The following is a 21980-nucleotide window of genomic DNA, read 5'->3' as shown; positions in this document are numbered from 1 at the left end:
GTGACGTCTCTAGCGGAGGCGGTCGGGCGCAAGTCAGGCGGAGGAGGCGTCACGCTCGGCGCGTGGCACGGCCTCCAGTACGCTGCGGAAGCCGCCGAGCTGATATCTTACGCAAAGCTCTTCCACCTCGGCGCGGTCCAGCCGGTCGCGCTTCCAGAGCAGGGTGCAGCGGGCGACGACGTCGATGAAGACACGAGCGAGGATGCGCGACTCGATCGGCGAGAGACGCAGTTCTTCTCCGACCAGCACCCCGACATACTGCTCCCACGCCCGAAAGCGCTGGCGCCGATCGCGTCGGAACTGTGGACCGTCCATGGCGGTGTTGAGCAGCGCGAAGAGTTCGTAACGGCTGGCCACGATGTCGAAATAGGCTTGCACCGCAGCCCGGACGCGTTCCTCCAGGTTCTGCCCGGCCTCGAACGCCGGAACCATGGCGTCGTAGAGGCGGCCGAACTCGCGATTGTACAGCGCACGCACCAGTTCGGCGCGGCTTTCGAAGTAGAAATAGCTGAGGGCGCGGCTGACCGACGCCCGCTCCGACACGGACTCCATGGTGAGGGCATCCAGGCCCGACTCGACGATGACCTCAGCTGCGGCGTCCAGGAGGTGCTGGGTGCGCATTTCGGGGCTAAGCCGTGTGCGTCGCGGCTTGGCCTTTGGCGTTGTGACGATGGTTGCCTCCGCAGTCCCGACGCTACCGTTACCCGTAGCCGCGACATTTAGCCGAGAACATCGGGGCAGGCCAGATGTGTGGGCCGCTCAGTCCGCCTTTCAGGCGCCTAGCCTGTCGCGCCTTCGCTCCGCCCGCAAGCGACGGTATTGACACTTCGTCCAAATATCTTACTGACATTGTGTCAGGGACTCGGATCGCGCCGTGCGGACGGAGCGATCGTCGGGGGACAGAAAAAAAGAAGAATCTTTGGGGAGGAAAACGGCGATGAGACTCTTCGCAACGGCGTCCTGCGGCGTACTCGCGACGACCCTGCTGTCGGGGGTGGCCCATGCCCAGGCGACGGATCCCGCAGACCGATCGCCGGCCGCTGTCGAGACGGTGATCGTCACCGCGCAGAAGCGCGCGGAAGACGTCCAGGACGTGCCGGTCTCGATCTCGGCCTTCAGCCGGAGCACGCTCGAAGCGGCGGGCGTACAGGACGTGCGGGATCTGCGTCGCATCACGGCCAATCTCAATCTGACGACCTCCCTGCAGGTCACCAATACGCGGGTGATGATCCGAGGGATCGGCACGGCGGCGAACAGCGCGATCGAACCCAGCGTCGCGACGTTCGTGGACGGCGCCTACGTGGCGCGGGTCGGGTCGCTCCTCGCGGGATTGAACGACATCGCCTCCGTAGCGGTGCTGCGGGGCCCGCAGGGCACGCTCTTCGGCCGGAACGCCTCCATGGGCGCCATCGACCTGCGGACCGGGGATCCGTCCAGCACCTTCGGCGGGGAGGTGCGGGGCTCGATCGGCAATTACGGCAGCCGCCGTCTGACCGGCATGATCACCGGACCGCTGACCGAGAACATCTCCGGTCGCCTGTCCGTCCTCGCCTATACCCTTGACGGCTACGGGGTGAACGACCTGGACGGCCGTCGCATCGGTCAGCAGGATTCCTTCTCGGTCCGGGGCGGCCTGCGTTGGGAGATCGCGCCGACGCTGACCTGGACGGTGAAGGGCGACTATCAGCACATCACGGGCAACGGGCGGCCGGTTCTGACGGTGCTCGCCAGTTCGGTGACCCCGACATTCGCCGCGAACTGGAAAGCCCGCCTCGATCCCGATGGGCCCGGGCCGCTCGTCGGGCAGACGCCCTATCTGGACCGCACCTACAGCCGACATGTCTTCCAGGAGCAGTCGGGCAACCTGAACGACTACCAGACGGGCGTCGTCAGCGACCTGACCTGGGAAGGGCCGCTCGGCCACGAGATTAAGCTGATCAGCGCCTATCGCGATTGGCATGACCTGCAACTGGAGGGATCGAGCGCGATCGTGCCGATCGCTCTTCAGTCGCGCCTGAGCACCTTCGACAGCGCCAGCCATTCGGAAGAGCTTCAGATCGTCTCGCCGACCGAGCTCTTCGGCGGCCGGATCAACTATGTCGCCGGTCTTTACTACTTCAAGGAAGACTACGACATCGATCAAGCCACCGATCTGTATCCGGCGTACTGCAACGTCTTCCTGAGGAATACGAGCACCGCCGCCAGAGTGACGGCATGTAACGCCAATCCCCTGCAGAATGCGGCGGTCTCCTACTTCGATCAGATCACCAAGTCCTATGCCGCCTATCTGCAGGGCACCTACCGCATCACCGATGCGATCGGCGTGACCGGAGGCGTGCGCTACACGAAGGACAAGAAGGACGGATCGTTCCGGGCGCTGTCCGTCAATCCGACCGCCTCCCAGGCGAACGAAGTGACGGCGCTGTCGGTCGACCAGGACAAGGTCACATATCGCATCGACCTGACCTATCGGCCGTCGGAAGACATCATGCTGTTCATCAACCATTCGACCGGTTTCAAGTCGGGCGGCTTCGACTCCAGTCCCGGCACCACCGCTGTGGGCGCGGCGAACAGGACGTTCCGCCCCGAGACCGTGTCGGACTGGGAAGTGGGCGCGAAAACCGAGCTGTTCGACCACCGGCTGATCGCCAACGTCAACTTCTATCGGACCGACATCAGCGACTACCAGTTCCGCACCTTCGACGGCGTTCGCTCGCGGGTCAGAAACAACGGGGAGCTCCGGCAGCAAGGGATGGAGTTCGACCTGGTCGCTCGTCCGAGCACGCCGCTCACGCTCACCCTGTCCGGCGCCTACCTGGACTCGAAATACCTCGACTTCCGCGGGGCGCCGGCGCTCCCCGGTTTCGGGACCCCGCAGGACCTGACGGGAACCCGCCCTCCCTATGCGCCGAAATGGCAGGGCGCCGCGTCCGCACAGTACATCGGTGATCTTGTGGGCGGCATGACCTGGCTCGCGCGTGGCGACCTTTCGTTCACCAGTTCGCAGAACCTCAGCGCGTCCGCCGACAACAACCCCCAGGCGATCCAGAAGGGTTATGCGCTGCTGGGCGCCCGCCTTGCGATCCGGGGGCCGCGTGAGCGCTGGGAAGTCGCCCTTGCCGGACAGAACCTCACGTCCAAGGACGTCTGTGTCGGCATCTTCAACCAGGGCAACCTCGCGGCCTACGGGATCGTCAGCAACGTCACCGGTCTCGGCGTGCTCCGTTGCACTCTGAACGAGCCGCGGACGGTGGCTCTCGAGGTGAAGTCGCGCTTCTGAGCCGCCAAGGACGCCGTCAGGCGCGATGGGGATCGTTCGCCCGATTTCCGAGAATAGAAGGAATGCGACGATGAAGTTCGGAAAGCTCCTGATCGCGCCGGCGTCATTCATCGTGGTGGGCGGGGCCGCCCTGGCCGTCTGGCAACATGGCGACAGCGCCGCCGCACGCGCCACCGCGGCCAGATCCGAGCGGGCCACCGCGCCGGGCGAGACCTACCGAAGCCGCATCGCGCCCGCCCAGCGGCGGGCGTTCTTCGGCGAGTTGCACCTGCACACGACGATGTCGTTCGACGCGTGGACGAACGCGGCGAGGATCACGCCCGACCAGGCCTACAAGTTCGCACAGGGCGAAACGGTGATGGTTCCGGCCCTACAGGCGTCGAAGGACCTGGGAACGTCCGTGCCAGGCCCGGCGCCGGCCAAGCGCGCCTGGCCGCTGGATTTCGCCGCGGTGACGGACCACGCCGAGTACCTCGGCGCCATGACCGAGCTGGATGACCCGGAAAGCCAGTTCTCCAAGAGCGTGACGGGCCAGGGGCTGCGAAAGGGCGGGCGCGAGGTCTTCGCGGCGGTGCGCGCCACCATCGTGGGCCATCCCAGTCCCTTCGTCGGCGACCTGAAAGCCGCCGAGAAGGCCGCCGACGGATGGGCGAAGGAGATCCGGGCGGCCAACGCCAACTATCGACCGGGCAAGTTCACCACCTTCGTCGGCTACGAGTGGACGTCGCTGCCCGACGAGAGGACGCTGCACCGGAACGTGATCTTCAACGGGGATCGGGCGCCGGCGCCCTTCACGTCGCTCCAGTCTCAGAGGCCGGAGGATCTCTGGCGGTACCTGGAATCGGTGAGGGCGCGGGGAACCGACGTGATCGCCATCCCGCACAACTCCAACCTCTCCGACGGGCGGACCTTCGACTGGAACACCTCGGATGGCCGGCCGATCGACGAGGCCTACGCCCTGGCGCGGGCCGCGAACGAGCCGCTGGTGGAGATGGCGCAGATCAAGGGAAGTTCCGAGACCACGCCCGTGCTCTCGCCGAACGACGAGTTCGCCAACTTCGAAGTCATAGATCGGATCTTCAGCGGTGAGCCCGGGCCGAAGCGGCCGGGCTCCTACGTCCGCGACGCCTGGGGCAGGGGCCTCGTCGTGCAGTCGCGGACGGGAGCGAACCCGTTCAAGATGGGCGTTGTCGGCGGTTCGGATATCCACACCGGCCTCACGGTGAGCGATGAGGGCGCCACGCCTAACGCATCCTTGCAGGTCGACGCCAAGGTGCTGGCGGCCGCCCAGCCCGAAGCGCGGCGGCTGATCACCGCCCGGGCGCCCGGAGAACGTCCTCCCGGTCCCCAGAGCATGGAGCCGGTGCAATACAGCAGCGCCGCTCTGACGGGCGTGTGGGCGGAGGAGAACACCCGCAACGCCATCTTCGCCGCCCTGAAGCGCAAGGAGACGTTCGCCACGTCCGGCACCCGCATCCGGCTCCGGATGTTCGGCGGCTGGGGCTACGATCCGAAGATGATCCGCGAGACGGCCTGGGTGGCGAAGGCCTATGCGACCGGCGTCGCGATGGGCTCCGACCTGCCGGCGAAGCCCGCGGCGGCGCGAGCGCCGCGGTTCATACTTCAGGCCGTGAAGGATCCGGACGGTGCAAACCTCGACCGGATTCAGGTCGTGAAGGTCTGGCTGAAGCCCGACGGGACCTACGGCGAGAAGGTATTCGACGCCGCGCTGGGTGGACGCGCCGCGGTGAACGGCCACAGCCCGCCGGTGGGAAGCACCGTGGATCTGAAGACCGGCGCCTACCGAAACACCATCGGCGCGCCCGTGCTTACAGCGGTGTGGACCGATCCCGAGTTCGACGCCGGCGCTCCCGCCGTCTACTACGCGCGCGCCCTGGAGATCCCGACGCCGCGGTGGTCGACCCTGATGGCGATCCGCCACAAGCTGCCGGTTCCGACAGGCGCGCCGTCCACGATCCAGGAGCGCGCCTGGTCTTCACCGATCTGGTTCACGCCCTCCGGACTCAGGAGCGCATCTGCGAAGGCGGTCCCCGCGCGGTCGTGACGCCGACGCGGCGACGCGGGCGACCCTCGGTGTGAGCAAGGGTGATAGCGTCGGTGAAGCGATGAACGGACTGAGCTATTCTCGTCAGCCTGAGGACGAACCGGCCCCAGGCGAGGCCACCTCGGCTTCTTCCGGAGCCGTAGCCCGCCTGCGCCGGATCGCCGCCGAGCCGCTGCTTCACTTCGTGGTGGCCGGGCTCCTACTGTTCCTCGCAGGACGCGTCTATCAGGTCCACACCGACACCCACCGGATCGTCGTCACGCCCGAACGCGTCGGCCAGGTGGCGGGGCAATACGCCATGCAGTTCGGCGCGCAGCCGGACGCCGCCACTCTCGAGGCGCTCGTTCGCGCGGACATCAAGGACGAGATCCTCTTCCGTGAAGGTCGCGCGCTGGAACTGGATGAAGGCGACGAGATCGTGCGCCGCCGCGTCATCCAGAAGATGCAGTTCCTCATGGACGATACGCGCGCCCCGGCCGAGCCGACGGCGATCCAGCTGAAGGCTTTCTACGAGCGCCACTCTGGACGCTACCAGTCCCACCCGAAGGCCACCTTCTCGCACATCTACTTCGCGCCCGATCCAGGCGGCGACGCCGTGACCGCCGCGCGCGCTCAGGCCTTGTTGGCGGCGATTCCAAACGGCGTCACCCGCGCACCCGACCGAGGCGACCCGTTCCCCGACCTGTACGATTTCTCGGCCGCCGACGCGGCGCAGGTGGAGCGGCTGTTCGGCCGCACGGCCTTCGCTGAGGCTGTCTTCCAGGCGCCTGTGGGGCGCTGGTCGGGCCCGTATCGCTCCGGTTATGGCTGGCATCTTCTCTATGTGAACGCCCGCCAGGCCCCCGGGCCGGTTCCGCTGGAAGCCGTGAAGGACGCCGTGCGAGCCGACTATCTGCGGGATGCGCAGGAGCGCGCCAATCGCGAGGCCTTCGACAAGCTGGCCCGGCGGTTCACGGTGATCCGCGCCGACCGCGAGGCGCGTCCGTGAAACGCGGATTGCTCGCGATCCTGACGCTTGTTCTGGCCATGCTGTCGGGAGCGGCTGCGGCTCATGAGGTGCGTCCCGCCTATCTCGAGATCGTCGAGACCGCGCCGGCGGAATACCGCGTCAGCTGGAAACAGCCGGTCATGGGCGACGTGGCGCTGCGCCTGACGCCCCACCTGTCCAGCGGCTGGCTGGAGCGCCCGCCCTCGGACCGCTACGCCACGCCCGGCTTCATGATCAGCGTGTGGACTGTCAGGGCCCCTGAGCCGCTCGATGGCCAGACCGTCTCGGTGGAAGGGCTGTCCGGCACGATCACCGACGTCTTCGTTCGCGTGAACCCGCTCGGCGCGGACCCGCGCGAGACCATCATCCGTCCCGAGACGCCCTCCTACCGCATAGCGCTCAAGCACGGGAACGCGGCCGGTATGCTCGCGCTCGTTCGGCTCGGGATCGAACACATCCTCACGGGCCCCGACCATCTGCTGTTCGTGCTCGGTCTCATGCTGATCGTCCGGGATCGATGGGCGCTCCTGAAGACGGTCAGCGCGTTCACCTTGGCCCACAGTCTGACGCTTGCAGCCGCAGCCTTCGGGCTGATCTCGCTGCAGCCGGCGCTGCTCGAAGCCCTGATCGCGCTGTCGATCCTGTTCCTCGCGCCCGAGGTGTTGCGGGCCCAGCGCGGCGAGACCAGCCTCGCGATCCGCTACCCGTGGATCGTGGCCTTCGCATTCGGCCTGCTCCACGGCATGGGATTCGCCGGCGGCCTCATGTCGCTCGAGCTGGAGAAGTCCGCCCTGCTGTCCGCCGTGGTCCTGTTCAACCTGGGCGTGGAGTTCGGGCAACTCGCGTTCATCGGCATGATGCTCGCGCTGGCGGCGCTCCTGCGCCCGCACCTGGTCCGTTGGCCGAGGATCGCTCAGCTCGCGCCGGCCTACGTCATCGGGATCGCGGCCGCGGCCTGGACCATCGAACGAAGCGCTGCCGTCTTCGGCGTCTGAAACGGACGCCGCCGGGCGCCCTCAGCGCCCCTTCCAGACCGGATCGCGCTTTTCGACGAACGCCTGCGCGCCTTCTTTGGCGTCCACGCTGTTGAACACCCGTTCGCGCCATTCGGTCTGGCGCGTCCGTGCAGCCTCGGTGTCCGTCATGGCGAGTTTCACCAGATCGCGTGACGCGGCGATCGCCAGCGGCGCGTTACGCGCGATCTTCTCCGCGAGATCCAGCGCCATCGGCATGACCTGGGCCGGCGGGACCACGCGGTTGACCAGCCCTAGCTCATAGGCTCGCTGAGCGTCTATCGGGTCGCCGGTGAGGGCCAGTTCGAGGACGATCGCCACCGGGATGCGCGAGGACAGGAACATGCCGCCCCGCGCCGCGAACAGGCCGCGCTTCGCCTCCGGCAGGCCGAACCGCGCGGCCGATGAGGCCACGACCAGGTCGCAACCCATCAACATCTCGAAGCCGCCCGCGACAGCCGTGGCGTTCGCCGCTCCGATCACCGGCTTGGCGAGCTTGCCGTCGACCAGCCGGGCGACGGCCTGACGGTTCTCGTCCGGCGGCCCTGGCGTCGTCTGTCCTGCTGCGAAGGCGCGCAGGTCCATTCCGGCGCAGAAGGCCCTGTCCCCCGTCCCCGTGAGGACGACGCAGCGGATCTCATGGTCATTTTCCGCAGCGAGCAGCGCCCGCCCGAGTGCGGCGCTCAACTCCGGGCTCATGGCGTTGCGAGCTTCCGGGCGGTTCAGGCGCAGGACCACGACGTGCCCCAGCCGTTCGGTCACCAGGACGGGTTCGCGCGTGTCTTCCGTCATTTGCTCGGCTCGCCGCTAGGCGTCGCCCACGACCCATCCCACGACGTCGCCGGGCGCCAGCGTGACGCCCTTCTCGACGCCATGCTGAACCTGGCCTGCGGCTTCCGCCTCGATGTCGACGGTGGTCTTGTCGGTCTCGATCGTCAGGATCGGATCGCCCGCGGCGACCCGGCCGCCGTGCGGCACCAGCCATTCGACCACCGTCGCCTCGGTCATGGTCATGCCGATCATGGGGATGAGGATCTCTGAACGCATTGAGCTTTCCTAGCTTTTGCGCCAGGCGAGGGCGGCGCGAACCGCTTCCACCACATGGTCGCTGTTGCGGACATGCAGCCGTTCCAGCTCTGGAGCGAACGGTACGGGAGCAAAGGGCGCGCCTACCCGGCCGACCGGCGCCTTGAGCCGATCGAAGGCTTCTTCCTGGATCTGAGCCGCGATTTCCGCGCCGAAGCCTGCGAAGCGGACAGCCTCGTGAGCCACGACGGCGCGGCCCGTCTTTCGGACCGACTGGATGATGGTTTCGCTGTCGAGCGGCGAGGCCGTGCGCAGGTCGACGACCTCGATCTCGACGCCTTCCGCCGCAAGCCGGTCGGCGGCGGCGAGGCTTTCGGCCACCATCCGCGCTGAGGCCACCACGGTGACGTCACGGCCGGTGCGCACCACGCGAGCCTTGCCAAGGGGGAGCTCGTAGTCCTCCTCAGGCACATGAGTGGAGACGCCGAGCGTCCGCTTGTTGAAGATCACCAGCGTCGGGTTGTCGTCGCGGATCGCCGCCAGCAGCAGGCCCTTAGCGTCGTAGGCGTTCGACGGCATGACGACCTTGAGGCCCGGCACATGGCAGAACCAGGCCTCGAGGTACTGCGAGTGCTGGGCGGCGGACCCCGTTCCGGCTCCAGCGACCGTGACGATGGTCAGCGGCATGCGCAGGCTGCCGCCGAACATGTACTTCATCTTGGCGGCCTGGTTGACCAGCTGGTCCATGGCGATGCCGATGAAGTCCATGAACATGATGTCGATGACCGGCCGCAGCCCGGTCGCGGCGGCGCCGACGCCGAGGCCGGCAAGTCCGGCTTCCGCCACGGGGGTGTCGACCACGCGCTTCGTGCCGAACTCCTCTGCAAGACCCCGGTAGATCGAGAACACGCCGCCGACGGCGACGTCCTCGCCCGCCAGGAAGACGGTGGGATCGGTCCGCATGGCTATGGCGAGCGCTTCGTTGATGGCCGCGCCATACTTGAGAGGCCGCTGGCCGGCCGCTGGCCGGGGGTCGGTGTGGGCAGGCTGGCTCATGACGCCTCGCGGTTCGTGTAGACGTCCTGCATGAGTGCGGCCGGATCGGGAGGCGGGGCGGCGCGTGCCGCCGCGATGGCTGCGGCGACCTCCTCTTCGAAGGCCTTTCCGACCGCCGCTGCCTGCTCTGCCGAAAGCACCCCGGCTTCGGCCAGCCGGCGCTCGACGGCCTCGATCGGATCGCGCGTCTGCCACTCGGCGACTTCGTCCGCAGACCTGTACTTCAGCCTCAGCCCCTTGAAGCCGATGTGGTCGTAGAAGCGGTAGGTCTTGGCCTCGATGAAGGTCGGGCCGCCGCCCTTGCGGGCCTTCTCCACGGCGGCGCGCGCGGCTTCGTAGACGGCCATGACGTCCATGCCGTCGACCACCATCGAGTCCATTCCCCAAGCGTCGGCCATGGTTGCGATATCCGCGATCTTCTGGTGCCGGGCTCGCGGGGTGAATTCGGCGTAGCCGTTGTTCTCGCAGACGAAGATGACGGGCAGCTTCCAAAGGGCGGCCATGTTGCCGGCCTCGTGGACCGATCCCTGATTGCTCGCGCCGTCGCCGAAGAACGCCACGGTGACGCGGTCGGTGTCCTTGAAGCGGTTCGCAAAGGCCGCGCCCACGGCGATCGGCGGACCTGCTCCGACCACCCCGTTGGCGCCGAGGGCGCCGATGCCGGGATCGCTGATGTGCATGCTGCCGCCCTTGCCGCCGCAGGAGCCGCTTTGGCGACCGAACAGCTCGGCGATCATCGGAGCGATCTGCCCGCCCTTTGCGAGCATGTGGCCATGGCCGCGGTGAGTGGATGTGATCTGGTCGTCAGCGCGCAGGAGAGCGCAGACGCCGGCCGGCACGGCTTCCTGCCCCACGGAAAGATGCACGGAGCCGGGGATGAGCGCCTTTTCCATCAGCTCCCCCGCGGCGAGTTCGAACGCGCGGATGCGGCGCATCTGTGCGTGGAGGTCGATGAGCAGCGCTGCGTCGTTCACTACCAGGCGCTCCCAAGGCCACGTCTTCTTCTTTTCGGACGGGCGCGTGGTCGGGCGACCAAGGACCCTTCTGCGCTCCGCCGATGGCTTGCATAGCTATTGTTGTACTGACATTCTGTCAACAGACGCGGGGGCGGTTCACGGACTCCGGCTGATCGGAAGCGGCGGGTCGTCCAGGGCCGCGGCAGAAACTGGGAAGACGTTCCACGCGATGAAGACGCGGATCACCTCGCTGCTCGGAATCCAGCACCCCATCGTCCAGGGCGGAATGCACTACGTCGGCTATGCCGAGATGGCGGCCGCCGTTTCGGAGGCGGGCGGGCTTGGGATCATCACGGCCCTGACGCTGGGCTCGCCCGAAGCCCTGGGCGCCGAGATCGAGAAATGCCGGGCGATGACCAGCAAGCCGTTCGGCGTGAACCTGTCGTTCCTGCCCGCGGTGAACCCTCCCGACTATCCGGGCTATGTCCGCACGATCATCGATCACGGCGTTCCGGTGGTGGAGACCGCCGGCAACAATCCCGAGCGCGCCGTGACCCCGCTGAAGGCGGCCGGCGTGAAGGTGATCCACAAATGCACGTCGGTGCGGCACGCGCTGAAGGCCCAGCGGATCGGCTGCGACGCCGTCAGCGTCGACGGCTTCGAGTGCGGCGGGCACCCGGGCGAGGATGATGTCCCGAACATGATCCTGCTGCCACGGGCCGCGGACGAGCTGGACATCCCGTTCATCGCTTCCGGCGGCATGGCGGACGAGCGCTCGCTCGTCGCCGCCCTGGCCCTGGGAGCGGACGGCATCAACATGGGCACCCGGTTCATCGCGACGCGGGAGGCGCCCGTCCACGAGAACGTGAAGCGGGCGATCCTCGAAGCTACCGAGCTGGACACGCGGCTGATCATGCGGCCGCTGCGCAACACCGAGCGGGTGCTGGCCAATGCCGGGGTGGAGCGCCTTCTGGCGACTGAGCGTCGGCTGGGAGGGGAGGTGACCTTCCAGGACATCGCTCCCGAGGTCGCCGGCGTCTATCCCCGGGTCATGAAGCACGGCGAGATGGATGTCGGCGCCTGGTCCTGCGGCATGGTGGCTGGCCTGATCGACGACATCCCGACCGTGCGTGAGCTGATCGAGCGGATCGTGGGTGGGGCCGAAGAGCTGATACGGGGCCGCCTGACGGCCCTGGCTGAGACCTGACGAGGCGCAGCCGGACCGCGCAGCCTCCAACCAACCGAACATCAGCCGGCCTGGTGCGCCAGGGCGGCCGTGACAAAGCCTGTGGGCATGAGGAGCATCCATGAAGATCGAAGGCGCAGTCGCCATTGTCACCGGTGGCGCATCCGGCCTGGGCCGCGCGACGGCTGAGCGTCTGATTGCGGGCGGCGCCCGGGTCGTCGTCATCGACCTGGCGACATCTCAGGGCGAGACCGTCGCTCGCGAGATCGGCGCGACCGCCTTCGCGCCAGCCGACGTCACCAGCGAGGCCGAGGTGGTCGCGGCCATCGAGGCGGCGGAAAGCCTGGGCCCCTTGCGCGCTGTCGTGCACTGCGCGGGTCACGGCGGGGCGCTGCGGATCCTCGACAAGGAGGGGCGGCCGGGCTCGTTGGAGGCCTACGCCCGGATCGTCAACGTGAACCTCGTCGGCAGCTTCAACGTCCTGAGGCTCGCCGCCGCCAGCATGGCCAGGAACGAGCCCGCGGCGAACGAGCGCGGCGTGGTGATCATGACCGCCTCCATCGCGGCCTACGAGGGCCAGATCGGCCAGATCCCTATGCCTCGGCGAAGGCCGGCATCGTCGGCATGACGCTTGTCGCCGCCCGCGACCTGGCTTCGCGCGGCATCCGCGTCTGCACCATCGCCCCCGGGCTCTTCGATACGCCGCTGCTCGCCCGGTTGTCTGAGGATGTCCGCGGGGCCCTCGGCGCCTCGGTCCCGAACCCGGCCAGGCTTGGCGAACCGGAGGAGTTCGCCATGCTCGCCGAGCACATCGTCCTCAATCCGATGCTCAACGGCGAAACCATCCGCCTGGACGGCGCCCTGCGCATGGCGCCCCGTTAGACGCGCGCAATTTCGCTCACGATCGTCCCGGCCGCCTCGCCGCGACGGACTCTATTGACTATACGTCAACAACTGTTGACGCCACGTCAATAGAGTCCGATGCTCCGCAACCGTAAGCGTAGAAGCAACAACCTAGGCGAGGAAACAATGATCGAACGACTATATCGTCTGGCTACAATCTCTATCGCGAGCGGCGTCGTCATCGCCGGCGCGCTGGCCGCTCCGGCGGCTGCGCAGACTCCGCCCCCGCAGCCGGGTCTGAACCAGCTGGGAGGGCCCGGGCCCTGCACACAAGGGACCCGTGTGGGCGGCTACGGCAGCTTCAACCAGTACAACTGGGTCCACGTTCCGGTGGGGACGGGCACGCCGCGCACGGGCGGGACCTGCAACGACTCCAATCGCCCGGTGATCTTCATCGCGCCAGGCAACCTTCTCGTGAACTCGCTGCCGAGCCTCTACGGCAACCTCATCGAGAACATGGTCAGCAATGGCTATATTGTCGTGTATTCGAACTATGCCGGCAAATCGCCCGATCCGGCCTACAACAAGATCTTCACCGGCTTCCAGTACGCAGCGTCGACGCTGAACGCGAATTCCGGCTACCGCATGGATCTGTCCAACATCGGCGTGTGGGGCCATTCGTTCGGGGCGGGCGCGATCCCCTGGCTGGCGCAACAGGTCGCCACGACGGGCTGGGGCTCGAACTCCATGTGGTTCGCGCTGAACGCGACCTCGTATGTGTATCTGAACGGGTCCCTTCCGCAGACGGGGACGATCACCATGCCGTCGAACGCCCACGTGCAGATCGTGGCGTACAATGACGACAGCGTCGTCGATCAGGGATGGGCGTTCGACGTGTTCAACTCGATCTCCACGCCGGCCAGCCAGAAACACATCATCCAGATCGAGCCTGATGGCACGTACAAGGCGGAGCATACCCTGCCGAGCGGAAACAACAGCAACATCAACTACATGACCTACTACGGGGTCTATAAGAACTACCAGGCGGTCGCCGACTGCGCCCGCTTTGGGACCAACTGCGCGACGAGCGTGCTGAAAGACATGGGTCAGTTCTCCGGCCGGCCCGCGCCGCTCGCGGCGACCCCTGCGCTTGTGGACGAACTTCCGCTGCAGGAAATCTATCATAGCGGTGGCCCGACGGGCCCGAAGTGCGACGTTCCCCCGGACACCGGCAAGCCGGTCCGGACCTGCTAGGTCGAAAACAGGTCCTCATTTCCTGGTTTGAGCGACCTGCTCGACCCCGATCGCCGGCGCAGCATCGTCTCGCCGGCGATCATCCGGGCTCGGGCGGCGGATCACGCCGGCCTTTGGTCTCCGGACTCGCGCAGCCCCCTCAGGACGACCCGCCATCCACGTCCAGACAGAGTTATTGTCACGTCGTCAATAACCTATTGGCGTATTGTCAGCCGATGCTACAGTTCTGACATCGTGCGCAGGTGAGGGGCTTCTCGAAGCCGGCGCCAGCGCCGGCCGCCGGCATGCTCCGCGGCCGCGAGCGCGATCAAGAAAGACGACGCCGTTCGGAAGGCGTTCGAAACTGGGAGTGAAATGATGCGCGGGCCATCGTCATCGAAGTCGAACCCGGCGGCGTTCCTGCTGGCGATCGCCGCGGGCATGCTCAGCGCTAGCGCGGCGGAGGCCCAGTCGCTGGATCCGGCCGGATCGGGACCGATCCTCAACGCGGTGAGCTGGCTTGAAGGAACCCTGCTCGGCAACGTGGCGACGACGCTGGCTGTCATCGCCGTGGGCGCCACCGGCCTGATGATGCTGACCGGACGGATCGACTGGCGCCGTGGCGCCGTCGTCATCCTCGGGTGCTTCATCCTGTTCGGAGCCGCCTCGATCGTCGCGGGCATCCGGTCGGTCTCGGCGGGATTCTGAGTCGTGACGGAACTGGATCGCGATCCGGTGTTCGGCGCGCTCACCCGTCCGCAGATGTTCGCCGGTGTGACCTACAGCTACTTCGTGCTGAACGCGGTGATCACCCTGGAACTCTTCCTGGTCACGCGGTCGTTCGCCGCCTTGCCGATCGCCCTCGTCGTGCACGTGGCGGGCTATCTCGCCTGCCTGCGGGAGCCTCGCTTCTTCGACCTCTGGCTGGTCCGCATGACGCGCTCTCCGCGCGTGAAGAACGCCAGCTTCTGGCGTTGCAACTCCTACTCCGCCTGACATGGCTGACACCCTCTCCGGCGGCATAGCCAAGCCCCGCGCTGACCGTGAGCAGTCCGCCGGATCGCGCCTGCCGTTCGCCCACCACCTGGACGATGCGACGATCGTCACCCGGGATGGCCGCCTCCTGCAGGTGCTGAAGCTTGACGGGTTCCTGTTCGAGACGGCCGAAACGCGGGAGCTGAACTATCGGAAGACCGTCCGCGAAACGATGCTGCGCGGAGTGGCGGATTCAAGGTTCGCGCTCTACCACCACGTGGTCCGCCGCCGGGTCGATCCAGCCCTCGAGGGCGAGTACGAGGATCCATTCAGCCGCTCGCTGCACGAAGCCTGGCGCGAGCGCCTGTCGACGCGACAGCTCTACGTCAACGACCTGTTCCTCACGCTCGTTCGCCGCCCCCTGCAGGGACGCATCGGTTGGCTCGAGGCGCTCTTTTCCGGGATGCGGGCCGCCGCGTCGCCGCAGGACGCCGAAGCCGCCGTGCGTCGTGACCTGGCGGCGATGAACGGAGCCCGCGAAACCCTGGTCTCGGCTCTGTCGGCCTATGGCGCGCGGCTCCTCACGGTGTACGACGGACCGCAGGGCGCCTGTTCCGAGCCGCTGGAGTTCCTGTCGACGATCTACAACGGCGAACTGGGTCCGGTGCGCCTGCCGGAAGCCGACCTGGGCCATTATCTGCCCTACCGCCGCATCAGCTTCGGCGCCGAGGCTATCGAGATGTCGGCGGCGGGACGCATGCCCCGCAGCTTCGCGGCGATGATCTCGGTGAAGGACTATCCCGGGCAGACGGCTCCCGGGATGCTGGACGACCTTCTCCGGTTGCCGGCCGAAATGGTGCTGACCGAGAGCTTCGCCTTCGTCGAGCGCCAGCAGACGCTGAACCGCATGAACACGGCGATCCGCCGCATGCGGGCCGCGGACGACGAGGCGCTCACGCTTCGGAGCGACCTCACGGCGGCGAAGGATGACGTCGCGGCCGGCCGAGCCAGCTTTGGCGAGCATCACCTGAGCGTCATGGTCCGGGCGCAGAGCCTCGACGAACTGGCCGAGGCGGCGTCCGACGTGCAGGCTGCCTTCACCGAACTCGGCATCATCGCCGTCCGCGAGGACGTGAATCTGGAGTCCGCGTTCTGGGCCCAGTTCCCGGGCAACTTCAAGGATATCGCCCGGCGGGCGCTAATCTCGTCCGCCAACTTCGCCGGTCTGGCCAGCCTGCACAGCTTTCCGGTGGGGCAGGCGAGGGGAGGGCATTGGGGCGCAGCCATCACCCTGCTGGAGACGACCTCGGCGGGACCCTACCACTTCAACTTCCATCACGGCGACCTGGGCAACTTCACCCTGATCGGGCCTTCCGGCTCCGGGAAGACCGTCGTCTTGGCCTTCCTGCTCGCGCAGGCCCAGAAGCTGGCGCCGCGGACGATCTATTTCGACAAGGATCGCGGCGCGGAGATCTTCCTGCGGGCGATCGGTGGGACCTACGCGATCCTGCGGCCCGGCGCGGCGACCGGCTTCAACCCCCTGCTCCTGCCCGAAACGCCTGCCAACCGGCGCTTCCTCATCGATTGGACCGCCAAGCTTGTCAGCGGGTCCGGGCCTGCTTTGGACGTGGAGGACATGGCGGCCATCGCGGAGGCGGTGGACGCCAACTTCGCCCAGCCGGCGGAGTACCGGCAGCTGCGCTGGTTCGCCGAGCTGTTCCGCGGCGGGCGGCGGCCATCGTCAGGGGATCTCGCCGCGCGGCTCGCCCCGTGGCACGGCGAGGGCGAGCGGGCCTGGCTGTTCGACAACCCGCCGCCCACCGCCGGGGAGGCGCACGACAGCCTGAACCTGGACGCCCGCACGGTGGGTTTCGACTTCACCCAGATCCTGGATGATCCGGCCGCGCGCACGCCGGCGATGATGTACCTGTTCCACCGGATCGAGGAGCGGCTCGACGGCACGCCTTCGATCATCGTCATAGACGAAGGCTGGAAGGCGCTGGACGACGACGTCTTCGTCCAACGGATCAAGGATTGGGAAAAGACCATCCGCAAGCGCAACGGGATCGTCGGCTTCGCCACCCAGAGCGCCGCTGATGCGCTCACCAGCCGCATCGCCTCCGCCATCATCGAGCAGGCGGCGACGCAGATCTTCATGGTCAATCCGAAGGCGCAGCGCTCCGACTACTGCACGGGCTTCGGCCTGACCGATCACGAGTTCGAACTGGTGCGCACCCTGCCGGACAGCGCGCGCTGTTTCCTCATCAAGCATGGCGCGGACAGCGTCGTGGCGCGGCTGAACCTCTCCGGCATGCCTGGCCTCCTGAAGGTTCTGTCGGGGCGCGAGAGCGCGGTGCGCGAGCTCGACACCCTGCGCGCGAAGTACGGCGACGCGCCCGAGGCGTGGTTGCCGCGCCTGGTGGAGGGGCTCGCCTGATGCCTCAAGCCTGCCCGCTCCCGAGCCCCGAAGACCCGCTGGTCTCCAGCCTCCTGCGCTCGACGGACTGCCGCGTGGGGACCTTGGCCCGCTCGGGATATGACGCCCTTTTCACGCCCTCGGGGACCTTCACGTCGGTCCTGACGGTGCTGCTCACCGTCTATGTGGCGCTGATCGGCTACCGTCTGCTGCTGGGCCGGTCGCCGATGAACGTCAGCGAGCTGGCGCTCTCCGCGGTCAAGATCGGCGCGGTCGTCGCGCTCGCCACCCAATGGGGAACGTACCAGACCGTCGTCTATCGCCTGCTGTTCGACGGACCCCAGCAGATCGGGACCGCCATCCTCCACAACCTCGGAGCCTCCGGGGCGGCCTATGGCGGCGACGTCTTCAGCGGCCTCCAGCGCGCGTTCGACAACCTGACCGCCTTCTCGCCGGCGGCGCCGCCCGGCTCTCCGGCCGCAGCCGAGCCGCAGCTGCCCATGGCGGGCGTTCCCGCGCCGGCGCCCGCTTCCCCTTCCACAGGCGTCGGGGTGTCGAGCCTCCTGAGCAAGCCCGGGTTCGACTCCCTCCTGTTGCAGGGCTCGGCCATCATCCTCCTGATCTCGACTCTCGGCGTCCTGCTCGCGTCCAAGATCGCGCTTGGCCTGCTTCTGGGGCTGGGGCCGATCTTCCTCGCGTTGTTCCTGTTCGACGCGACGCGCGGACTGTTCGAGGGGTGGCTGCGGGCGACGCTGGGCTTCGCCTTCGCGCCGCTGTCGACCACCCTGGTCCTGGGTCTCGGTCTCGCCTTGCTCTCGCCAGCGCTCGCCGCCATCGAAACGATGCGCGAGACGCGGACCTACATGCCGGGCGTTGCCTACGGGGTGCTGATCCTGGTCGTCGTGCTCGCCGTAGCCACGCTCGGCCTCAGCATCGCCGCCGGCGTGATCGCCACCGGCTTCCGGTTGCCGCGCGCATCACGACCGCCTGCCAGGCAGGAGGCGGTCGAGCGGCGGCAGACGCCCGCTCCCGCCACTCAGACCCGGGCCGAGCGGGTCGCCGCGGCGGCGGTCTCCCAGGATCGCCGCACCGCCACCACGCTCGCGCGGTCGGTCGCCGCCTTGTCCGTGCCCCAAGACCGCAGCGAAGGGCCAGCGGCGTCAGGGTCCCGTCCGCGCGATGGGATCGCTCCGGACGTCCGTTTGGGTCAGGCGCCGCGCCGCAACGCTCAGCCCCGCCTTGGCCGTGGCCTGCGAGGTGAAGCATGAACGGCCCCGGTGCGGACAAGGCTGCGCGCGAGCGCTACTACAAGGAGGCCGGGAGCTGGGCGGCCGACATCCACGGTTCGCTGCGCGCGTCCCGAAAGCTCGCCTGGATCGTCGCCGCCGCGGCCGTGGCGATCGCCGCCCTGGAGGCCGTGGCGCTCGCCGCCCTCGCGCCGCTGAAGACCGTCGTTCCCTACACCATCAGCGTGGATCGTCAGACCGGCTACGTCGAAACGGTGCAGCCTCTGGCGAAAGGTCCGCTGACCCAGGATCTGGCGGTCACCCAGGCCAATCTCGCGCAGTACGTGCTCGCGCGCGAGACCTTCGACGCGACGGACCTTCGGGATGCTTACCGCAAGGTGCTGGTCCAGTCGGCCGGGTCGGCGCGCGCGGACTACGTGCGGCTGATGCAGAAATCCACTCCGGAGAGCCCCCTCAACGTCAACGGGCCCACGACGGTGGTGTCCACGACCATCAAGAGCATCTCGCTCCTCAGCCCGACGACGGCCCTCGTCCGGTTCGACACTGTCCGCAGCGAGGCCGGCGGCCCGCCCGCGCCCCCCGAGGCCTGGGCCTCGGTGATCGCGTTCCGCTACAGCAATGCGCCGGCCCGCATGGGCGAGCGGCTGGCCAATCCGCTGGGCTTCCAGGTGACGCGCTATCGGCGCGACGCCGAAACTGCGCCAGGCGCGGCGGCCGCGATGGCGGACCTGCCCCTATGAAGTCGACGGCGGTCGCGCTCTCCTTCCTGGGAGCATTGGTCATAGCGGCCAGCGCGGCGGCGGCGGATGCGCCGGCTCCGGTCGCCAACCTGCAAGATCCGCGCATCCTGGTGGTTCCTTACGATCCCGATCAGGTCGTGCGGGTGGACGCGGCCTTCGGCTTTCAGATCATGATCCAGTTCGCCCCTGGCGAGCGGATCGAGAACGTCTCGATCGGCGATGGCGCATCCTGGCAGGTGACTCCCAACAAGGCGGCGACCTTGCTCTTCCTCAAGCCGATGGACAGGGCCACCCAGACGAACATGACGGTGGTGAGCGACCGCCGCGCCTATCTGTTCGACCTGAATGCGCGCCCTGCCGACGGGACCACGGCCGCGCCCTACGTGATGCGCTTCACCTATCCCGAGGAGAAGCAACCCGCCGACGATGCTGCGCCGCCTGAACGGCGCAACACCGCCTACAGCTACACCGGATCGCGGGCGATCGTGCCCGCCGTGGTGTTCGACGACGGCCGCTTCACCTACTTCCGCTGGCCCGACGCCGTGTCGGTGCCGGCCTTGTTCCTGGCGTCCCCAGACGGCGGTGAAAGTCTGGTCAACTACAGCGTTCGGGACGGTTTCCAGGTGGTGGAACAGGTTGCGCCCCGCTTCGTGCTGCGCAACGGCAAGGACGTCACCGTCCTGATCAACGAGGCCTGGCGCGAACCTGCCCCGGTCGCCGGGTCGCCGAGGCCGGCGAGCTCCCGTAGACGGTCCGCGCTTCGAGGCCTGAGGCCATGAGCGACGCCTTCGATCTTCCTCCCCCGCCGCGGCAGGCGGCGCCGATCAAATTCGACGGCGACCCGCGCCCGGCGGTCGGCGGAAGCGGACGTCGGGGCGGCTGGCTCATCGGCGTCGGCGCGGGGCTCGTCGGGCTAGTCGTGTTCGTCGGCCTTTCGACCCATCGAACGGCGTCGCCGCCCTCGATGCGGGTGGAGCCGTCAGGCGCCGCCGCCGCTCCGGCTCCTCCTCCGCCCCCGCCGCCCGAGCTCCTGGCGATGCAGGCTGCGGCGCGGGGGGTGGCGTTGGCGCCGCCCTCCGAACCGGCGCCGGAGTTCGTCGCCGAGCCGTTCCCGGAGCCTCCGCCGATCACGTTCGAGCCGGCGCCCGCGCCGCCGCCGACACCGCCAGCTCCGGCGCCCGCAGTCGCCAGGCCGATGGGCGATCCGCGGGGTCTGGCGCCGATTCTGGTGATCGACTTCGGCGACAGCCCGAACCCCGGGGTCCCTCCGGCCAAGGCAGGCTCGCAGCCCGACGCTGGTCGCGGCCCCGGTCAGAACGCCGACGAGCAGTTCGCGGCCCGCGCCGAGGCGGCTCCCGCCGAACGATCGCGCGCCGTGATGCTGCACGACACCTCTTCCGTGGTGGCGCAAGGCGCGATGATCCCGGCGGTGCTCGAAACCGCCCTCAATTCGGATCTCCCAGGCTTCACCCGCGCGGTGGTCAGCCGCGACGTGCGAAGCTTCGACGGGCGCACCGTGCTGATCCCCCGCGGCAGTCGGGTGATCGGCCAGTACCGCAATGCGCAGGCGCTTGGCGCCTCGCGCGCCTTCGTGATCTGGACCCGTATCCTGCGGCCCGACGGCGCCTCGATCCAGATCGGCTCGTCCGGCGCCGACGAGCTCGGCCGGGCAGGTCTGGCCGGCAAGGTCGACCGCCATTTCCTGCAGCGTTTCGGCGGCTCGATCTTGCTGTCGGTGATCAACGCCGGCGTCGCGGCGGCGGCGGGGCCGCCGGCAGCCCAGATCGTCATCGGCTCGTCGCAGGACGCCAGCTCCATTGCGTCTTCTGCATCTTCTCCTCAGGCGATCTCGCCGACGATCCGGGTGGCGCAGGGCACCGCGATCCGCATCTTCGTCGCGCGGGATCTGGACTTCTCCTCGGTCGGGGCGGCCCCGCCGTGAGCGCCCGTACGATCTCGATGGAGCGCGGCGCTTACCTGTCCGCTTATCTGAGGCCGTTGTCGGCTTGGCTGGAGCGCCCCGACGTCACCGACATCATGATCAATGCTCCGGGCGAGATCTGGATCGAGACCCTCGGGCGCCCGCCGGAACGCTTCGCCGCCCCCGAACTGACCGACACCGCGCTGCGGCGGCTGGCGGAACAGATCGCTGCCGCCTCGCATCAGGGGGTCAACCGCGAGAACCCGCTCCTGGCGGCCACCCTGCCGAACGGGCCGCGCGTGCAGATCGTCGCTCCGCCAGCGACGAGGGGGCCTATGGCCATCGCCATCCGCAAGCAGGTGGTGAGCGATCTGGGCGTCGACGACTACGAGGCAGCCGGCGCCTTCGCCGAGGTTCGGATGGCGCATTTGGACGCTCCGCCGGACGCCGACGCCCAGCTCCGCGCGCATCTGCGCGAGGGCCGCATCGGGGCGTTCTTGAAGGCGGCCGTTCTCGCCCGGAAGAACATCGTCGTCTCGGGTGGGACCTCTACGGGCAAGACGACGTTCCTGAATGCACTGCTCAGGGAAATCCCCGCCGAGGAAAGGCTGGTGCTGATCGAGGACACGCCCGAGCTCGTGCTTCGCCACGCCAACGCGGTCGGCTTGGTCGCGGTGCGCGGGCGGTTGGGCGAGACGAGCGTCAGCACCGACGATCTCCTGCAGGCGTCGCTTCGCCTGCGTCCGGACCGGATCATCATGGGGGAATTGCGCGGGGCCGAGGCCTACAGCTTCCTGCGCGCAGTGAACTCCGGCCACCCAGGGTCGCTGACCACCGTGCATGCCGACGGGCCCGCGGCCGCGGTGGAGCAGATCGCGCTGATGGTGCTTCAGGCCGGCTCCAACCTGCAGCGCAGCGAGATCATCGAGTACGTGCGGGGGGTGGTGCAGGTTGCGGTCCAGCTCCGCCGGCTCAATGGACGCCGGATCGTCTCGGAGGTCGCGTTCAACTAGATGGCGGCCCCGCGGGCGGCCG

General features: G+C 68.1%; 19 protein-coding genes and 1 pseudogene. 15 read left to right on the top strand and 5 right to left on the bottom strand.

All coding sequences use genetic code 11. From position 1 onward, the window contains the following. Positions 1–33: 33 nt before the first annotated feature. Positions 34–621 carry a TetR/AcrR family transcriptional regulator gene (locus tag ACO2Q0_RS04590; protein ID WP_423350295.1) on the bottom strand — a complete coding sequence of 196 codons (588 nt, stop codon included), beginning with the start codon at positions 619–621 and terminating at the stop codon, positions 34–36. A 316-nt stretch (positions 622–937) separates the two neighbouring features. Here ACO2Q0_RS04590 and ACO2Q0_RS04585 point away from each other — a divergent pair, with 316 nt between their 5' ends. The 4 genes from ACO2Q0_RS04585 (at position 938) to ACO2Q0_RS04570 (ending at position 7328) form a co-directional block, all read left to right on the top strand. After that, positions 938–3280 (top strand): TonB-dependent receptor, encoded by a 2343-nt coding sequence (locus ACO2Q0_RS04585; protein WP_423350294.1) that lies wholly within the window; start codon positions 938–940, stop codon positions 3278–3280. Between the two features lie 70 nt (positions 3281–3350). Beyond that, complete coding sequence (locus ACO2Q0_RS04580; RefSeq protein WP_423350293.1) at positions 3351–5345, top strand: DUF3604 domain-containing protein; 1995 nt, start codon at positions 3351–3353, stop codon at positions 5343–5345. 31 nt (positions 5346–5376) lie between these two features. Next, complete coding sequence (locus ACO2Q0_RS04575) at positions 5377–6333, top strand: peptidyl-prolyl cis-trans isomerase (protein ID WP_423350292.1); 957 nt, start codon at positions 5377–5379, stop codon at positions 6331–6333. Then, entirely contained in the window at positions 6330–7328 is a 999-nt protein-coding gene (locus ACO2Q0_RS04570; protein ID WP_423350291.1) for a HupE/UreJ family protein, read from the top strand. The genes ACO2Q0_RS04575 and ACO2Q0_RS04570 overlap by 4 nt, the downstream gene beginning before the upstream one ends. A gap of 21 nt (positions 7329–7349) precedes the next feature. Here ACO2Q0_RS04570 and ACO2Q0_RS04565 read toward each other — a convergent pair whose 3' ends face one another. From ACO2Q0_RS04565 to ACO2Q0_RS04550, 4 genes are read right to left on the bottom strand one after another with little or no spacing between them, the layout of a single operon-like run. Next, positions 7350–8138, bottom strand: coding sequence for an enoyl-CoA hydratase-related protein (locus ACO2Q0_RS04565; RefSeq protein WP_423350290.1), 789 nt, complete (start codon positions 8136–8138; stop codon positions 7350–7352). 15 nt (positions 8139–8153) lie between these two features. Then, positions 8154–8393: a biotin/lipoyl-containing protein gene (locus tag ACO2Q0_RS04560; protein ID WP_423350289.1), complete on the bottom strand. Its 240-nt coding sequence runs from the start codon at positions 8391–8393 to the stop codon at positions 8154–8156. A 9-nt stretch (positions 8394–8402) separates the two neighbouring features. Then, entirely contained in the window at positions 8403–9428 is a 1026-nt protein-coding gene (locus ACO2Q0_RS04555; RefSeq protein WP_423350288.1) for an alpha-ketoacid dehydrogenase subunit beta, read from the bottom strand. Continuing rightward, entirely contained in the window at positions 9425–10402 is a 978-nt protein-coding gene (locus tag ACO2Q0_RS04550; protein ID WP_423350287.1) for a thiamine pyrophosphate-dependent dehydrogenase E1 component subunit alpha, read from the bottom strand. Before ACO2Q0_RS04550 ends, ACO2Q0_RS04555 begins: the two co-directional genes overlap by 4 nt. Positions 10403–10613: 211 nt before the next feature. Here ACO2Q0_RS04550 and ACO2Q0_RS04545 point away from each other — a divergent pair, with 211 nt between their 5' ends. The 11 genes and pseudogenes from ACO2Q0_RS04545 (at position 10614) to virB11 (ending at position 21958) form a co-directional block, all read left to right on the top strand. Then, positions 10614–11591, top strand: a complete 978-nt coding sequence (locus ACO2Q0_RS04545) for an NAD(P)H-dependent flavin oxidoreductase (protein ID WP_423350286.1) — start codon at positions 10614–10616, stop codon at positions 11589–11591. A gap of 100 nt (positions 11592–11691) precedes the next feature. Further along, positions 11692–12452: pseudogene (locus ACO2Q0_RS04540) on the top strand (SDR family NAD(P)-dependent oxidoreductase). Positions 12453–12755: 303 nt separating this feature from the next. Further along, on the top strand, positions 12756–13667 hold the full coding sequence (locus tag ACO2Q0_RS04535) for a hypothetical protein (protein ID WP_423350285.1): 912 nt from the start codon (positions 12756–12758) through the stop codon (positions 13665–13667). 357 nt (positions 13668–14024) lie between these two features. Further along, positions 14025–14354, top strand: coding sequence for a TrbC/VirB2 family protein (locus tag ACO2Q0_RS04530; RefSeq protein ID WP_423350284.1), 330 nt, complete (start codon positions 14025–14027; stop codon positions 14352–14354). A 3-nt stretch (positions 14355–14357) separates the two neighbouring features. Next, positions 14358–14642, top strand: a complete 285-nt coding sequence (locus tag ACO2Q0_RS04525) for a type IV secretion system protein VirB3 (RefSeq protein WP_423350283.1) — start codon at positions 14358–14360, stop codon at positions 14640–14642. A gap of 1 nt (position 14643) precedes the next feature. Then, positions 14644–17058: a VirB4 family type IV secretion/conjugal transfer ATPase gene (locus tag ACO2Q0_RS04520; RefSeq protein ID WP_423350282.1), complete on the top strand. Its 2415-nt coding sequence runs from the start codon at positions 14644–14646 to the stop codon at positions 17056–17058. Beyond that, on the top strand, positions 17058–18305 hold the full coding sequence (locus ACO2Q0_RS04515; RefSeq protein WP_423350281.1) for a type IV secretion system protein: 1248 nt from the start codon (positions 17058–17060) through the stop codon (positions 18303–18305). Before ACO2Q0_RS04520 ends, ACO2Q0_RS04515 begins: the two co-directional genes overlap by 1 nt. After that, complete coding sequence (locus ACO2Q0_RS04510) at positions 18302–19024, top strand: virB8 family protein (RefSeq protein WP_423350280.1); 723 nt, start codon at positions 18302–18304, stop codon at positions 19022–19024. Before ACO2Q0_RS04515 ends, ACO2Q0_RS04510 begins: the two co-directional genes overlap by 4 nt. After that, positions 19021–19803, top strand: a complete 783-nt coding sequence (locus tag ACO2Q0_RS04505; protein WP_423350279.1) for a TrbG/VirB9 family P-type conjugative transfer protein — start codon at positions 19021–19023, stop codon at positions 19801–19803. Before ACO2Q0_RS04510 ends, ACO2Q0_RS04505 begins: the two co-directional genes overlap by 4 nt. Continuing rightward, positions 19800–20966, top strand: coding sequence for a TrbI/VirB10 family protein (locus ACO2Q0_RS04500; protein WP_423350278.1), 1167 nt, complete (start codon positions 19800–19802; stop codon positions 20964–20966). Before ACO2Q0_RS04505 ends, ACO2Q0_RS04500 begins: the two co-directional genes overlap by 4 nt. Then, entirely contained in the window at positions 20963–21958 is a 996-nt protein-coding gene (virB11, locus tag ACO2Q0_RS04495; protein ID WP_423350277.1) for a P-type DNA transfer ATPase VirB11, read from the top strand. The genes ACO2Q0_RS04500 and virB11 overlap by 4 nt, the downstream gene beginning before the upstream one ends. The last annotated feature ends 22 nt before the right edge of the window (positions 21959–21980 follow it).

It is taken from the genome of Phenylobacterium sp. VNQ135 (assembly GCF_049445735.1).
Lineage (GTDB): Bacteria > Pseudomonadota > Alphaproteobacteria > Caulobacterales > Caulobacteraceae > Phenylobacterium.
The sequence above is the reverse complement of the archived record's forward strand: the minus strand, read 5'-3'. Positions and strand labels throughout refer to the sequence as shown.

Bases quoted from the DNA above. Each gene is read 5' to 3' on its own strand.
- ACO2Q0_RS04590 (WP_423350295.1), bottom strand. From the start codon at position 621: ATGCGCACCCAGCACCTCCTGGACGCCGCAGCTGAGGTCATCGTCGAG.
- ACO2Q0_RS04585 (WP_423350294.1), top strand. From the start codon at position 938: ATGAGACTCTTCGCAACGGCGTCCTGCGGCGTACTCGCGACGACCCTG.
- ACO2Q0_RS04580 (WP_423350293.1), top strand. From the start codon at position 3,351: ATGAAGTTCGGAAAGCTCCTGATCGCGCCGGCGTCATTCATCGTGGTG.
- ACO2Q0_RS04565 (WP_423350290.1), bottom strand. From the start codon at position 8,138: ATGACGGAAGACACGCGCGAACCCGTCCTGGTGACCGAACGGCTGGGG.
- ACO2Q0_RS04560 (WP_423350289.1), bottom strand. From the start codon at position 8,393: ATGCGTTCAGAGATCCTCATCCCCATGATCGGCATGACCATGACCGAG.
- ACO2Q0_RS04555 (WP_423350288.1), bottom strand. From the start codon at position 9,428: ATGAGCCAGCCTGCCCACACCGACCCCCGGCCAGCGGCCGGCCAGCGG.
- ACO2Q0_RS04545 (WP_423350286.1), top strand. From the start codon at position 10,614: ATGAAGACGCGGATCACCTCGCTGCTCGGAATCCAGCACCCCATCGTC.
- ACO2Q0_RS04530 (WP_423350284.1), top strand. From the start codon at position 14,025: ATGCGCGGGCCATCGTCATCGAAGTCGAACCCGGCGGCGTTCCTGCTG.
- ACO2Q0_RS04520 (WP_423350282.1), top strand. From the start codon at position 14,644: ATGGCTGACACCCTCTCCGGCGGCATAGCCAAGCCCCGCGCTGACCGT.
- ACO2Q0_RS04515 (WP_423350281.1), top strand. From the start codon at position 17,058: ATGCCTCAAGCCTGCCCGCTCCCGAGCCCCGAAGACCCGCTGGTCTCC.
- ACO2Q0_RS04510 (WP_423350280.1), top strand. From the start codon at position 18,302: ATGAACGGCCCCGGTGCGGACAAGGCTGCGCGCGAGCGCTACTACAAG.
- ACO2Q0_RS04505 (WP_423350279.1), top strand. From the start codon at position 19,021: ATGAAGTCGACGGCGGTCGCGCTCTCCTTCCTGGGAGCATTGGTCATA.
- ACO2Q0_RS04500 (WP_423350278.1), top strand. From the start codon at position 19,800: ATGAGCGACGCCTTCGATCTTCCTCCCCCGCCGCGGCAGGCGGCGCCG.